The organism is Pseudomonas lundensis (assembly GCF_015377145.2).
GTDB classification, from domain to species: Bacteria; Pseudomonadota; Gammaproteobacteria; order Pseudomonadales; family Pseudomonadaceae; genus Aquipseudomonas; species Aquipseudomonas lundensis.
Window position 1 is genome coordinate 2,981,795 of sequence record NZ_CP062158.2, and the last position, 14,152, is coordinate 2,995,946.

The window sequence follows — 14,152 nt, forward strand, 5'->3', positions numbered from 1 at the left end:
AACCAGCGATTGGCCGTGAAGAAGGACGCTCAGGCGCTGGCGGCGAATTTCTCGTAGTAGAAGTTCGCAGGCTCAATGGCGTGTTCGCGCAGGTAGCGGCTGACGGCTTCGACCATCGGCGGCGGACCACACAGGTAAACGTCCACCTCCCCTTCGTTCAGGTGCGCGGGCGCAATGTGCTGAGTGACGTACCCCTTGAGCGGGTGCGTGCTGTCCGGGTTGGCGACGCAGACGCTGTAGGTGAAGTTGTCGATGCGTGCGGCCATGGCCTGCAAGGTGTCCACTTGCACCACATCCACGTCATTGCTCACGCCGTAGATCAAGTGCACGGGGTGGACGCTGCCCTGCTCGGCGATTTTTTCCAGCATGGCGGTGAGCGGCGCCAGCCCCGTGCCCCCGGCCAGCAGCAACAGCGGCCGCTTGATTTCCCGCAGGTAGAAACTGCCCAAGGGACCGGCCAGGGTCATGGTGTCGCCGACCGCTGCCTGCCCGGTCAAAAAACCGCTCATCAACCCGCCGGGCACATTGCGGATCAAGAAGCTGACTTCACCGCCCTTTTGCAACGTGCTGAACGAATAGGCACGGGTTTGCTCGCTACCAGGCACGCTGAGATTGACGTATTGGCCCGGCAGAAATGCCAGGTTGCACAGGGCCTCGCCCTTGAGCGACAGGGCGATGGTGCTTTCGGAAAGCTGGCGAACCGCGCTGATAGGCGCCTCAAACGTGGCCTGTCGGGTTTTGCACACCTCGCTGGAGGCGGGCACGCGCACCACGCAGTCGCTTTCGGCGCGCATCTGGCAAGTCAATACGAAACCTTGTTGCGCTTCTTCTTCGCTCAAGGCGTCTTCAACGTAGTCTTCGCCAAGGTCGTACTGACCGGACTCCGCGAAGCACTTGCAGGCACCGCAAGCGCCGTCGCGGCAATCGAGCGGGATGTTGATGCCCTGGCGGTAGGCCGCATCGGCAACCGTTTCGCCCACAGTGGCATCAATAAAACGGGTCACGCCGTCTTCAAAATTCAGTGCGATCTTGTGGCTCATGGCACGCCTCGCTTAACACAGTAAGAGGTCAAACCGCTGGCGGAGCTTGATGCGCGCAGGGGCACCCGGGGCGGCGGCAAGAACGCCTGTTCTGCTCGCCGCTGAGGCAGGCCTGCGCGGGCTCCACCTCGGGGTTACAGGTGGTACACGTCGATGATCTGACGCACGTAATCGTTCTTCAGGACCACTTTCTTGGCCTTGATCAGCGGGTTGGGCCCGCGGGTGTCCAAGGTGTAAAAGCTGGTGCCGTAAAAATGATCGACGACCTTGTAGCGAAAGCTCAGGGTGTGCCAGTTGAACCGCAGCTTGCACAGGCCATCCGCTTGCCCGATCAGCTCGATGTTGCTGATGTTGTGCGAGGTGCGGGTGTCAGGCACCGTGGCGCTGGAGCGTTCGGTGCGGATGCGGAACACGCGGTCTTCCAGGCCGCTGCGGTTGGCGTACCAGATCAACGAGATGTCGGTCTGCGGGTTTTCCACTAATTGGTCACGATCGTCCCAGGCGGGCATCCAGAAACTGGCGTCACGGGCGTACATCTCCAGCCAATCGTCCCACTGCTTGTCGTCCAGGTAGCGCGCCTCACGGTAGAGGAAGTCACGCGCGGCTTCGTAGGTCAGGCTCATTCACGCGCCCTCCACGTGAATCATCGAGTCCTGGCGGTGCGTGAGCGCCTTGATCATCTGCTGCTGCCAGTACGTGTGCTGCAACACGAACAAGCCCTCGTCTTCCGTGCGCATGCCGCTCATCAACGGGTGCAGGTCGATTTCCTTTGCTGATTCATCGGCGCCATCGACCCAATGCTCGCTGCCCCGGGACATGTCATTCCATTCCATGGCGCGACCGGCAAAGCCTTGTTGGCAGGCGCGGAACTCTTCCAGATCGTCCGGCGTGGCCATGCCACTGACGTTGAAGAAATCTTCGTATTGACGAATGCGTTTGGCACGCGAGTCGGCACTCTCGCCTTTGGGCGCGATGCAATAGATGGTGACCTCGGTCTGGTCGACCGCCAGCGGCCGGGCAACGCGCAGTTGCGAGCCGAACTGGTCCATCAGGTACAGGTTGGGGTACAGGCACAGGTTGCGTGAATTCCCGATCATCCAGTCCGCGCGTGCCTCACCGAACTCACCGGCCAGGCGGTCTCGCTCAGCGAACATCGGCCGGTCTTCGGGGTTGTCCCAGCGCGTCCACAGCAGCAAGTGGCCATTTTCAAACGAGTAAAACCCGCCGCCTTTTTTGCCCCAGCCGCCCGCGCTCATGGCACGAATGTCATCACCCGCCTCTTTGAGTTTGCGCTGCTGCTGGGTTGCGGCGTAGTTCCAGTGCACGGCCGACACGTGGTAACCGTCTGCGCCGTTCTCGGCCTGCAACTTCCAGTTACCTTCGTACACGTAGGTCGATGACCCGCGCAGCACTTCCAGGCCGTCGGCCGACTGATCGACCACCATGTCGATGATTTTTTTCGACTCGCCCAGAAACACTTCCAGCGGCGCGACATCAGCGCGCAGGCTGGCGAACAAGAAGCCCCGGTATGACTCAAACCGCGCCACTTTCTTCAAGTCATGGGAACCGTCGCAGTCGAAGCTGTCGGGGTAGCCGGCGTGCTTGGGGTCTTTGACTTTGAGCAGCTTGCCCGAGTTATTGAATGTCCAGCCGTGGAACGGGCAGGTGTAGGTCGCCTTGTTGCCGCTTTTGAAGCGACAGAGCATGGCACCGCGATGGCTGCAAGCGTTGATAAACGCATTGAGCTCACCCGCCTTGTTGCGCGCGATAACAATCGGCTGACGCCCCATGTAGGTGGTGTAGTAGTCGTTGTTCTGCGCAATTTGGCTCTCATGCGCCACGTACAACCAGTTGCCTTCGAAGAGGTGTTCCATCTCCAGATCAAACAACCGCGGGTCGGTGAACATTTCGCGCTTACAGCGGAAGATGCCTTTCTCTTTATCGTCTTGCAGCAGGCTGTTCAGGTAGTCGAGTCCCAGGTTCATGGCCATGGCTCCGTTATTATTGTTTCAACGGAATGAAGGCTACGTGGCTCGCTGGCGCGGCAATATCCGCTTTGCGCACAACCTCTATCCGTTTACTGCACACCTCACGGCAGGCGGACAAACGGGCGGTGATGACTGACACAAAAAGGACGTCGGCCCTGGACAGACCGACGATGCGGCTACACCGAAGGGTTCGGTGCCTTTTGCCGGCGCAGGGTTTCGGAAGGTAATTCGCCAAAGGCACTTTTGTAGCTTTCGGAAAACCGGCCCAAATGAACAAACCCATAATCGAGCGCCACTTGCGTCACGTTGCGCACACGCGAGGCCGGGTCGGTAAGGCTTGAACGGATTTGTTCGAGCTTCTTCTGGCGGATAAAACTCTTGGGCGTGGTGCCCGTGTGTCGCTCAAACAAGGCATACAACGAGCGTGGGCTGCTGTGGGCCAAGCGCGCCAGCTGCTCAACGCTAATGTCGTGTTTCAGGTTGGCTTCAATAAAGTGCAGGATGCGCTCGAAACTGGCGGCACCCTGTTCGAGTGGCAGGCGACTGACGTTGCTGTCCAGCAGCGTGAGCAATTTGGCGCAGAGGATACGCGTGAATTGCTCTTGCACTTGCTGCAACGTGTGGGTGCTTTCCGCTTCGACACACACCAACTGCAACAACCCCTGAAAACCCTCTAGCTGATGCAGGTTGTACCTGGGTTTGAAACGAATACCGTCTTCGGGAGGCTGCCAGTGATGGTCGCGGCAGGTTTTATCCAGCAGCGACGAAGGCAGTTTGATGATGAATTTTTCGCAGTCAGCGGAATACGTGAGGTCGACCGGATCATCCGGGTTAATCAGCAGCAACTCACCGGGGCTGAACGGGTGCTTCTCACCGCCGCCGCGCCAGAGGCAATGGCCCTGCAACAAAACTTGCAAGTGGTAAACGGTCTCCAGCGCGGGTGAAGTCACCTGCACACTGCCGCCGTAGCTGATGCGACACAGGTCAAGACTGGCGAACTTGCGATGGTTTAGCGAAGCCGCCGGCTGGCCGAGCCTCGGCATGCGGATGTCGTGCATTCCCATGTGTTCATTGACGTAACTGGACACCACGTGCGGGTCAGCACGGTCGAACACACTACTGGTGTGACTGAGCAGGCAACTGTTCATGACAAGGCACTCACATTGTTTTTATGCACTGCGCTCTGCCTTAACGCAGTGTTTGATCAAGCTGTCACCGATTCTATGCCTGTGGGCACAGAAAAATACGCTGACCGGAGGAACGGTTACGGCGCATTCCCCCTGCCGCATTAAGCCGCACGAGGCGCAAGGACTCAATTGAACCTTCAGCCAAGCGTTCGATTAACGCACACTGTTTCAGCTGTACAGTCGGGTGCTCAGTTCCTGGCTGGCGTGCAGCAGTACCGGCAGAAAGCGCGATTCCAACGCCTGAAGGGTGACGCGGCTGACGTGAGTGCCCACATTGAGGGCCGCCATCACCTGACCTGCCGAGTCTTTCAAAGGCACGGCAATCGAGCGCAAACCGATCTCCAGCTCCTGATCAATAATCACCCAGCCCTGCTGGCGAATGCTGTCGAGGCTGGCCCGCAGGCCTTCAACGGTATGCACCGTGCGACGGGTTTTAACCTGCAACGGGGCGTGTTGCAGGTAATCCTCAAGCGCCAGGTCATCCAGCCCGGCCAACAGAATCCGTCCCATGGACGTGCAATACGCCGGTAGACGACTGCCCACACTCAAGTCAACCGAGATCAAGCGTTGAGGGGTGGCCGAGCGAGCGATGTACAAAATCTCATCCCCCTCCAGCGTGGCCATCGAACACGCCTCATGCAGTTGTTCGCTAAGCCGATCCAGAATGGGCTGGGCCGTCACCGCCATGGGGGTTGAAGACAAGTAAGCGTGACCCAGCGTCAGCACTTTGGGCAGCAACGAATACGTGCGTCCGTCGGTGGTGGCGTACCCGAGTTTGATCAGGGTATGCAAGCAGCGGCGCACGGCGGCACGGGGAATGTCGGTGCGGTGGCTGATCTGGGCTATCGTCAGTTGCCGTTTACGTGCCTCAAAGGCATGCACCACGGCGAGCCCGCGGGCCAGTGACGTCATGAAATTCGGGTCGCCGGTCAAGGCATCGATGCGCCTGGCCGGTGACGCCACAATCGGCGGCGCCACGGTCGAGCGTGGCAACGGGGGTTCTTCACTCATTATTGTTTTCCTGTCCTGATGCCCACAAAGGCGTGAGCGATTATCGAACTGCTGTTCGATAATCGCAAACAGGCGCGGCACGGGTAACAGGCGCAAAACCGTAGTGATCTGGAAGCCCGCCATGCGGGGTTTTTTGCCGATGTCCACGGGATGCCCTCGCTGATCGGCAAGCTGTTCGCCATTCCCTCCATGAAGGGATACAACGACCGCGTCGTGCTGGACCGTGACGGCACAAGTGCCGACCAATACCCCGGCACCGAAGCGCAAATCCTGTGGTTGCCGCACCGCCCCGCCGATTCACAGACACTTCGACTCGCACAGACGCCGCCCACCCGGTAAAGGCATCGCGGCGCCTGTGTGCGGTATTCAGCTTTGCTTCAATTCAAAGCCGCGTCCGTTCCACGTATAGATCTCGACACTTTCAACACTCGGGCAGCACCGAGGGTCATCCGGGCCACTGGTCAGGGTGCTCACGGCGACGCGCGGGCCTGTAGAGGCCTTGATGTCGGTTGCCGCCCCTGACACCACAGAATGGCCCTGATACACCCAGCCAGCCCCTGAGCGATAGAACCCCGCCAGGCTTTGGTAGGAGCCGTTACCGCCCCCCTGCCCTTCGACAGTAAACAGCACCACAGCGTCAGGCTGACCGTCTTCATTCAGGTCCATGTATATAACCTGACGGTTATCGGTGTATTCCGCCCCTCCATCCTTGGAAATTTCCATCGCAATCACGTCACTGATCGCAGCCTGCAATGCGGCATCCGCCTGAGTGGCGTCAGACTCGACACCCTTCGTATCGGCGGCCGGAGCGTATTTTTCAACACCTTTTTCAGTCAGGCTCAGGCCCTGCTGCTTGCCCTTGGCAATGAACTCAGCCATCAACGCGCCGTGCATTTCTTTCAGGTCCTGACCGGAGAATTCCATCATTCCCTTACCGCTGAAGGGCTGTGCATCGCCCAAGAACCAGCGTGAGAACATGCCGGGTCGCACCGACTCCAGCTTGTCGACCAGTTGATCGGTGCGCTGCTCAACCAGGCCGGTCCAAAGCTTGCCAGCATCCTTACCCAAAGATTCGACCCACTCATCTTCTTGAGCCAGCCAGGCTGACTTGGCTTCTTCCAATAACAGGATGTTGTAGTCGATCGTTTTACTCACACAGGTATTCGTGAAATTACCCATGCACTCCTGACGCAATGCATCACGCGCCATCGACAGTTTCACATCGCTGTACACCCCGCAGCCTGACAACAGAACGATCAGGCCAATCGTCGAACCCATGCGTTTCAAGGTGCTCTCCTTAACGCTTGGACACCTCCAAGCGACACTCCATTTATTTAGTCAGGCACACGGCCACCGCCGTAGTTATCGGCAGGCGCAAGAAGCGCTTGAATTGTCAGGGGTGGCAGGGGAACGCGGAAGGAAGGAATTGCGGGCATAAAAAAAGCCGCTATCGCTAGCGGCTTTTCTTGTATCTGGCTCCACGACCTGGACTCGAACCAGGGACCCAATGATTAACAGTCATTTGCTCTACCAACTGAGCTATCGCGGAATGGCGTCTATCTTACTGATATAAAAAGAGAAGTCAACACTCGCGATGACTTCTCTTTGCATTATTCAGATGACCTGAACAATGGCGTCGGTAACCACCTCAATGTTGCGCTGGTTCAAAGAAGCCACGCAGATCCGACCGGTGTCGAGGGCGTAAATGCCGAACTCGGAGCGCAGGCGCGCCACTTGCTCAACGGTCAGGCCCGAGTACGAGAACATGCCGCGTTGACGCGCCACGAAACTGAAATCGTGCCCTGGCGCCTTTTTGGCCAGCAGCTCGACCATTTGCAGGCGCATGCCGCGAATGCGCAGGCGCATTTCTGCCAGCTCGTCTTCCCACATGGCGCGCAGCTCAGGGCTGTTCAGCACAGCCGCCACGATGCTTGCGCCGTGGGTCGGCGGGTTGGAGTAGTTGGTGCGAATCACGCGCTTGACCTGGGACAGCACGCGGGCGCTCTCGTCCTTCGACTCGGTGATGATCGACAACGCGCCGACCCGCTCGCCGTACAGCGAGAACGACTTGGAGAACGAGCTGGAAACAAAGAAGCTCAGGCCGGACTCGGCAAACAGACGCACAGCGGCGGCGTCTTCAGCGATGCCGTCACCAAACCCCTGGTAGGCCATGTCGAGGAACGGGATCAACTGCTTGGCCTTGACCACGTCCAGCACGTTCTGCCAGTCGGCCGGGGTCAGGTCGACGCCGGTCGGGTTGTGGCAGCAGGCGTGCAGCACCACGATGGAGCCCGCCGGCAACGCGTTCAGGTCTTCCAGCATGCCCGCACGGTTCACGTCGTGGGTGGCGGCGTCGTAGTAGCGGTAGTTCTGCACCGGGAAACCCGCGGTTTCGAACAGCGCACGGTGGTTTTCCCAACTCGGGTCGCTGATGGCGACCACAGCGTTGGGCTGCAATTGTTTGAGGAAGTCAGCGCCGATTTTCAGTGCGCCGGTCCCGCCGACCGCCTGGGTGGTGATGACCCGGCCAGCGGCCAACAACGGCGACTCGGCGCCGAACAGCAGTTTTTGAACGGCCTGGTCGTAGGCGGCAATACCGTCGATGGGCAAGTAACCGCGCGACGCGTGTTGAGCGACGCGAATGGTCTCGGCTTCGACAACGGCACGCAAGAGCGGAATTCTTCCCTCTTCGTTGCAGTAAACACCGACCCCCAGATTCACTTTGCTGGTTCGGGTATCGGCGTTGAATGCTTCGTTGAGGCCCAGGATAGGATCGCGTGGTGCCATTTCGACAGCGGAGAACAGGCTCATTATTACGGCGGCTCTGAATAGGGAATGGAGGGGGTGACAACGCTCCAGCCGATTGCACTAGAGCGGTGCACAAACGGGGAGCAAGTATAAGCCCGAACACGATTGGGGCAACAGGCGATTCCCGGATTTGCCCAAGTATTTCCGTTTATTTTCAGGCCACTGGTCTAATTGCAAACCGGGCCTGAATCGCCCTGTCAGCGACACGCCTTGAAACAGTCAGTCACCACCACCATATTTAGCCGTATCCTGTTTTTTTCCTGCGGCATGCGTCGTATGCAGTCTTTCTCGCGTTTGAAAGGTCCATGCCTTTATAGATGCGAATCCAGAGGTCAGATATGTCCGATTTTCAGCTCGTTACCCGCTTTGAGCCCGCAGGCGATCAACCCGAAGCCATTCGCCAGATGATTGAAGGCATCGAAGCCGGCCTGTCGCACCAGACCCTGCTCGGGGTGACCGGTTCGGGCAAGACCTTCAGCATCGCCAACGTGATTGCCCACGTGAACCGCCCGACCCTGGTGCTCGCACCCAACAAAACCCTGGCGGCCCAGCTGTATGGCGAGTTCAAGTCGTTCTTCCCCAACAACGCCGTGGAATACTTCGTTTCGTATTACGACTATTACCAGCCCGAAGCGTACGTGCCCTCCTCCGACACCTTCATTGAGAAGGACGCCTCGATCAACGATCACATCGAGCAGATGCGACTGTCCGCGACCAAGGCGCTGCTGGAGCGCAAGGACGCGATTATCGTCACCACGGTGTCGTGCATCTACGGCCTGGGCAGCCCCGAAACCTATTTGAAAATGGTGTTGCACATTGACCGCGGCGACAAACTCGACCAGCGTGAACTGCTGCGTCGCCTGGCTGACCTGCAATACACCCGTAACGACATGGACTTCGCCCGCGCCACGTTCCGCGTACGCGGCGACGTCATCGACATCTACCCGGCCGAATCCGACCTCGAAGCCATCCGCATCGAGCTGTTTGACGATGAGGTCGAGAGCATCAGCGCCTTCGACCCGTTGACCGGTGAAGTGATCCGCAAGATGCCGCGCTTCACCTTCTACCCCAAAAGCCACTACGTGACCCCGCGCGAAACCCTGCTCGATGCCGTTGAGGGCATCAAGGAAGAGCTCAAGGAGCGCCTCGATTACCTGCGCGCCAACAATAAGCTGGTGGAAGCCCAGCGCCTTGAGCAGCGCACCCGCTTCGATCTGGAAATGATCATGGAGCTGGGGTACTGCAACGGCATCGAAAACTACTCGCGCTACCTGTCGGGCCGTGAATCCGGTGCCCCGCCGCCTACCTTGTTCGACTACCTGCCGCCCGACGCGCTGCTGGTGATCGATGAGTCCCACGTCAGCGTGCCGCAGGTCGGCGCCATGTATAAGGGCGACCGTTCACGCAAGGAAACCCTGGTGGAATACGGCTTCCGCCTGCCGTCGGCGCTGGACAACCGGCCCATGCGTTTTGACGAGTGGGAGCGCATCAGCCCGCAAACCATTTTTGTCTCGGCCACTCCCGGCAACTACGAAGCCGAACATGCGGGCCGGGTGATCGAACAGGTGGTGCGTCCGACCGGTCTGGTGGACCCGCAAATCGAGATCCGCCCCGCCCTGACCCAAGTCGACGATTTGCTGTCGGAGATCACCAAGCGCGTGGCGCTGGAAGAACGCGTGCTGGTGACCACGCTGACCAAGCGCATGTCCGAAGACTTGACCGACTACCTGGCGGACCACGGCGTGCGGGTGCGCTACCTGCACTCGGACATCGACACCGTGGAACGGGTCGAGATCATCCGCGACCTGCGTCTGGGGGTGTTTGACGTACTGGTGGGGATCAACTTGCTGCGTGAGGGCCTGGACATGCCGGAAGTGTCGCTGGTGGCGATTCTCGACGCGGACAAAGAAGGCTTCCTGCGCTCCGAGCGTTCGTTGATCCAGACCATCGGCCGTGCGGCGCGAAACCTCAATGGCCGGGCGATCCTGTACGCAGACCGCATCACCGGCTCCATGGAGCGGGCGATCGGCGAAACGGAACGGCGCCGGGAGAAGCAAATCGCTTTCAACCTCGCCAACGGCATCACCCCCAAAGGCGTGTTCAAGGACGTGGCCGACATCATGGAAGGCGCGACCGTGCCGGGCTCGCGCAGCAAAAAACGCAAAGGCATGGCCAAAGCCGCCGAAGAAAACGCCAAGTACGAAAACGAACTGCGTTCGCCCAGCGAAATCAGCAAGCGGATTCGTCAGCTGGAAGAAAAAATGTACGCCCTGGCCCGCGACCTGGAATTCGAAGCCGCGGCGCAAATGCGCGACGAAATCGGCAAGCTGCGTGAGCGTTTGTTACAGGTGTAAGCCGGGCGCCAGCGGTTACAGACGGCCGTGTACCGCCTGTCGCCGCGACGCCTGCGCCGAATAAGCAAGGATATTTCCCCGCGTCTCGCCGACGCGACCGACAAGGATGACCATGACAGCCGCCGTTACCCAAAAGCCCCTCGTTCCAGGACGCCTTGAACAGAGTTCGACCCGTCTGGCGTTCTTTATTGCCGGGTTCGGCGTGGCGGCCTGGGCGCCGTTGGTGCCCTATGCCAAAGCCCGAGCGGGCCTGGACGAAGCCACGTTGGGCCTGCTGCTGTTATGCCTGGGGGCCGGTTCGATTCTGGCAATGCCCATCGCGGGCATGCTGGCGTCCCGTTACGGCTGTCGCAAGGTCACCATCGCTGGCACGCTGCTGATTTGTCTGGCGCTGCCCCTGCTGGCCACCGCCAGCACCGTCGCGCTGCTGATTGCCACGCTGTTTGTGTTTGGGGCCGGTTTGGGGGTCGTGGATTCCACGGTCAACCTGCAAGCCGTGATCGTCGAACGCGCCAGCGGCCGCAACATGATGTCGGGCTTCCATGGCCTGTTCAGCGTGGGCGGGATTGCCGGTGCGGCGGGGGTCAGCGCCTTGCTGGCGTTGGGGCTTACGCCGCTGTGGGCGATTGCCGTGGTGATTGTGTTGTTACTGGCTGCGCTGGCCAAAGCCGCACCGCACCTGCTGCCGTATGGCAGTGAAAGCAGTGGCCCGGCCTTTGCCATCCCCCACGGCGTGGTGCTGTTCATCGGGGTCCTGTGCTTCATCGTCTTTCTGGCCGAAGGCGCGATGCTCGACTGGAGCGCCGTGTTCCTCAGCGCTGAAAAACACATCGGGGATGCTTATGCGGGCTTGGGCTATGCCGCCTTCGCCGTGACCATGACCGCCGGGCGCTTGCTGGGCGACACCCTCGTCAGGCGCCTGGGGCCGACCCGGGTGATCGTGCTGGGGGGGTCGCTCGCGGCGCTGGGCCTGGCGCTGGCCACGCTGGCTCCGGGCTGGGAAGTGGCGCTGCTCGGTTACGCGCTGGTCGGCGCCGGGTGCTCCAACATTGTGCCGGTGCTGTACTCCGCCGTGGGCAAGCAAACCGTGATGCCCGAACACATCGCCGTGCCGGCGATCACCACGCTGGGCTACGCCGGGATCCTCGCGGGCCCTGCAGCCATCGGGTTCGTTGCGCACGCCAGCAGTTTGAGCGCGGCGTTCCTGATAATCGCCGCCCTGCTGGTGGCCGTGGCCATCAGCGGGCGGATCTTGCGGGTGTGAAGCCGTTACGACGGCGCGTTTAAAACCCGACGCTCGCCTGCACGAAGAACGTGCGCGGCTCGCCCAGGTACATTCCCGAGTTGTTGTCGCTGGAGCGCGTGAAGTACTGCTGATTGAACAGGTTCTTGATCCCCGCCCCGAGCTTCAGGTTCGAGGCTTGCGGCCCGAAGTCATACCCGACGCGGGTGGCCCAGGTGGCATAACCCGGTATATCGCCGTACTGGCCGTCCGCGGTCGGCTCGGTGATGTAGACCCCGCCAGTGCCCGGCGCCCGCTGTTTGGACTGGGCAAACATGTCCAGGTTGTAAGTCCAGCGATTAACCGCATAGCGCATGCCAAGGTTAAGCACTTGTCGCGAATACAGCGGCAAGTCGCGCCCCTTGAAGTTGAGAATGTCGCCTTCGGACGTGGCCTTGGTGTAGGTAAACGCCGCATTCACGGTCAACCCGTCCAGACGCGGGTCCAGACTGGCCAGGTCGTAGTGGACGGACGTCTCCAGCCCCTGGTGCTTGGTGGCCCCCAGGTTGGTCCAGCCTATGTCGTTGCTGATGTATTGCAGCTCGTCGGCAAAATCGATGTAGAACAGCGTGATTTCTCCGCCCCACACGCCGTTGTCGTAACGCGTCCCCAACTCGTACGTCTTGGCCTTCTCGGGCTTGAGCCCCGCCGCTGTCTGATCGCCAACGCCGCCCTGCCCCAGCTGGAAATACTGCAAGCTGCCAAACGAGGTTTCGTAGTTGGCGAACAGCTTCCAGGCGTCAGACAGGTGGTACATCACGCTCAACGCCGGCAGCGCTTCGTTGCTGTCGATGCTGCGTTTCTTCTCTTGCACCGGCTTGCCTTTGGCGTCCAGCACGGGCCGGTCGTGCCATTGGGTACTGATGCGCTCAAAGCGAATACCCGGCGTCACGGTCCAGTTGCCCACGTCGATCTTGTCGTCGATGTAGAACGCGTTGGCCTCGGTGCCGCCAGTGCGGTCCTGATACGCATGACCGTCACCCTTGGGCCCGACCACCGGCACGTTGTTGACCAACTGCAACTGACTCGCCTGTTCGTGCATCGCTTCTTTCAAATAGCGATAGCCGACCCCGACTTCCTGAGTCACAGGGCCAAGGGTGAACACGCGGGACAGGCGCGGCTCGATGCCGAAGGTGTGGTAATTGCGCGGGTAGGACACCAGCGTGTCCAGGTTGCGCGAGGCAATGGTGCTGCCGCGAAAGCTGTCGGTGTAGTAAGTCAGCACTTCAAATTGGGTCAGATCGTCGATCTGGCGCAGGTACTTGAAGGACACGTCCTTGCGCCGACCGCTGAAGCCGTCATAGTCGCGCACCGACTGATACGGGTCGGCATCGAACTGCGCCTGGGTCAGGCCGCCCGGCATGTCGGCCGTGGCGTCGTAGTAATGGAAATTGAGGCTGAAGTCGTCCTGGTCGGTGGGCGCCCAATGGGTTTTGAGCAACACGTCATCGATGTCGTTGTCGTTGTTGCGCGCGCGGTAACCATCGCCCTTGACCCCCGAGTACAAGAGCGCGGCGCCGATGCCATTGTCCGCCGTGCCTCCCAGAAACGCGGTTTCCATGTGTTTCCAGCCGCCACGCTCCGAGGTTTCGAGGGTGGTGCCGACTTCACCCTGAAAGGTTTCGGGGATGGCGCGGGTCACGAAGTTGATCACGCCCCCCACGTTCTGTGGCCCGTAACGCACCGAACCGGCACCGCGCACCACGTCGATGCTGTCCAGGTTGCCCGCCGAAATCGGCGCCATCGACAACTGCGGCTGGCCATAGGGCGCGAAGGCCGCCGGGATGCCGTCAATCAGCACCGTGGAGCGTGGCGACAGGCGTGAGGTCAGGCCGCGCACCCCCACGTTCAAGGAAATATCGCTGCCGCCGGTGCCGTTGGAATCCTGCACTTGAACGCCGGGGATGCCCTTGAGCACATCGCGCACATTCATCGCCCCTTGTTCGACCATTGCTTCGCGGCGCACCACGGTGCGGGCGCCCGGGTGGTTTTGCACCACCGCCTGATTGGCATCGCCCAGCCAGTCGCCCACCACTTTCACATCCAGCGGGGCCAGTTCAAGGGTGCCGCTGGCTGACGAGGCATGGCTGACCGGCGCTTCACGCAGGGTCACGGCATCACCGTCCAGGGCGTAACTCAAGCCGCTGCCTTGCAGCAGTTGCGCCAGCGCCTCTTGCGCCGACAGCTTGCCATTCACCGCAGGCGCCTGTTTGCCCGCCACCATGTCCGGGTTGAAAAACACCTGCAAGGCGGTCTGTTGGGCCCATTGGCTCAACGCACTTGCCAGCGGCTGGGCCTGAATGTGAATGGCGCCGGATGTGTCTTCCCCGGCGACTGCAACAGGCAGAGCAGCATTGACGGCCAGCGCCAATGCCAGTGCCAAGGGCAGCCAGCGCGCCCGGCCACCACGAGGCGGGGTACTCAAAGCGCAGTTGAACGAAGAGAAGCGCCCACGAAGCTTGTTATTTTTCACGTCGAGTCT

General features: G+C 60.4%; 12 protein-coding genes and 1 tRNA gene. 4 read left to right on the forward strand and 9 right to left on the reverse strand.

The features are described from left to right. Positions 1-29: 29 nt before the first annotated feature. From benC to benA, 3 genes are all read right to left on the reverse strand, one after another. Positions 30-1,040, reverse strand: coding sequence for a benzoate 1,2-dioxygenase electron transfer component BenC (gene benC / locus IF654_RS13865; RefSeq protein WP_194862307.1), 1,011 nt, complete (start codon positions 1,038-1,040; stop codon positions 30-32). A 134-nt stretch (positions 1,041-1,174) separates the two neighbouring features. After that, entirely contained in the window at positions 1,175-1,663 is a 489-nt protein-coding gene (gene benB, locus IF654_RS13870) for a benzoate 1,2-dioxygenase small subunit (RefSeq protein WP_047275692.1), read from the reverse strand. Next, positions 1,664-3,025, reverse strand: a complete 1,362-nt coding sequence (gene benA, locus IF654_RS13875; RefSeq protein ID WP_194862306.1) for a benzoate 1,2-dioxygenase large subunit — start codon at positions 3,023-3,025, stop codon at positions 1,664-1,666. Positions 3,026-3,029: 4 nt separating this feature from the next. Here benA and IF654_RS23115 point away from each other — a divergent pair, with 4 nt between their 5' ends. After that, positions 3,030-3,164 (forward strand): hypothetical protein, encoded by a 135-nt coding sequence (locus tag IF654_RS23115; protein WP_257016727.1) that lies wholly within the window; start codon positions 3,030-3,032, stop codon positions 3,162-3,164. A 40-nt stretch (positions 3,165-3,204) separates the two neighbouring features. Here IF654_RS23115 and IF654_RS13880 read toward each other — a convergent pair whose 3' ends face one another. After that, positions 3,205-4,176, reverse strand: a complete 972-nt coding sequence (locus tag IF654_RS13880; RefSeq protein WP_070412136.1) for an AraC family transcriptional regulator — start codon at positions 4,174-4,176, stop codon at positions 3,205-3,207. 207 nt (positions 4,177-4,383) lie between these two features. Beyond that, entirely contained in the window at positions 4,384-5,226 is an 843-nt protein-coding gene (locus IF654_RS13885; RefSeq protein WP_047282830.1) for an IclR family transcriptional regulator domain-containing protein, read from the reverse strand. A 150-nt stretch (positions 5,227-5,376) separates the two neighbouring features. Here IF654_RS13885 and IF654_RS13890 point away from each other — a divergent pair, with 150 nt between their 5' ends. Beyond that, positions 5,377-5,565 carry a hypothetical protein gene (locus IF654_RS13890; RefSeq protein ID WP_194862305.1) on the forward strand — a complete coding sequence of 63 codons (189 nt, stop codon included), beginning with the start codon at positions 5,377-5,379 and terminating at the stop codon, positions 5,563-5,565. Positions 5,566-5,592: 27 nt separating this feature from the next. Here the strand turns inward: IF654_RS13890 and IF654_RS13895 are convergent, their stop codons facing one another. The 3 genes from IF654_RS13895 to IF654_RS13905 form a co-directional block, all read right to left on the reverse strand. Next, a complete protein-coding gene (locus IF654_RS13895; protein WP_194862304.1) occupies positions 5,593-6,513 on the reverse strand; it encodes a hypothetical protein in 921 nt (306 codons plus the stop codon). A gap of 186 nt (positions 6,514-6,699) precedes the next feature. Beyond that, a tRNA-Asn gene (locus IF654_RS13900) sits at positions 6,700-6,775 on the reverse strand. A gap of 65 nt (positions 6,776-6,840) precedes the next feature. Beyond that, positions 6,841-8,037, reverse strand: coding sequence for an amino acid aminotransferase (locus IF654_RS13905; protein ID WP_047276333.1), 1,197 nt, complete (start codon positions 8,035-8,037; stop codon positions 6,841-6,843). Positions 8,038-8,372: 335 nt separating this feature from the next. Between IF654_RS13905 and uvrB the strand changes: the two genes are divergently transcribed. Further along, a complete protein-coding gene (gene uvrB, locus IF654_RS13910; RefSeq protein WP_047275701.1) occupies positions 8,373-10,388 on the forward strand; it encodes an excinuclease ABC subunit UvrB in 2,016 nt (671 codons plus the stop codon). A 112-nt stretch (positions 10,389-10,500) separates the two neighbouring features. Continuing rightward, positions 10,501-11,652 carry an MFS transporter gene (locus IF654_RS13915; protein WP_094987553.1) on the forward strand — a complete coding sequence of 384 codons (1,152 nt, stop codon included), beginning with the start codon at positions 10,501-10,503 and terminating at the stop codon, positions 11,650-11,652. 19 nt (positions 11,653-11,671) lie between these two features. Here the strand turns inward: IF654_RS13915 and IF654_RS13920 are convergent, their stop codons facing one another. Next, positions 11,672-14,095, reverse strand: coding sequence for a TonB-dependent siderophore receptor (locus IF654_RS13920; protein WP_094987552.1), 2,424 nt, complete (start codon positions 14,093-14,095; stop codon positions 11,672-11,674). Positions 14,096-14,152: the final 57 nt, after the last annotated feature.

What these genes read in the sequence shown, in the direction of transcription:
- benC (WP_194862307.1), bottom strand. Translation starts at nt 1,040, where the DNA reads ATGAGCCACAAGATCGCACTGAATTTTGAAGACGGCGTGACCCGTTTT.
- benB (WP_047275692.1), bottom strand. Translation starts at nt 1,663, where the DNA reads ATGAGCCTGACCTACGAAGCCGCGCGTGACTTCCTCTACCGTGAGGCG.
- benA (WP_194862306.1), bottom strand. Translation starts at nt 3,025, where the DNA reads ATGAACCTGGGACTCGACTACCTGAACAGCCTGCTGCAAGACGATAAA.
- IF654_RS23115 (WP_257016727.1), top strand. Translation starts at nt 3,030, where the DNA reads ATGGCTCCGTTATTATTGTTTCAACGGAATGAAGGCTACGTGGCTCGC.
- IF654_RS13880 (WP_070412136.1), bottom strand. Translation starts at nt 4,176, where the DNA reads ATGAACAGTTGCCTGCTCAGTCACACCAGTAGTGTGTTCGACCGTGCT.
- IF654_RS13885 (WP_047282830.1), bottom strand. Translation starts at nt 5,226, where the DNA reads ATGAGTGAAGAACCCCCGTTGCCACGCTCGACCGTGGCGCCGCCGATT.
- IF654_RS13890 (WP_194862305.1), top strand. Translation starts at nt 5,377, where the DNA reads ATGCCCTCGCTGATCGGCAAGCTGTTCGCCATTCCCTCCATGAAGGGA.
- IF654_RS13905 (WP_047276333.1), bottom strand. Translation starts at nt 8,037, where the DNA reads ATGAGCCTGTTCTCCGCTGTCGAAATGGCACCACGCGATCCTATCCTG.
- uvrB (WP_047275701.1), top strand. Translation starts at nt 8,373, where the DNA reads ATGTCCGATTTTCAGCTCGTTACCCGCTTTGAGCCCGCAGGCGATCAA.
- IF654_RS13915 (WP_094987553.1), top strand. Translation starts at nt 10,501, where the DNA reads ATGACAGCCGCCGTTACCCAAAAGCCCCTCGTTCCAGGACGCCTTGAA.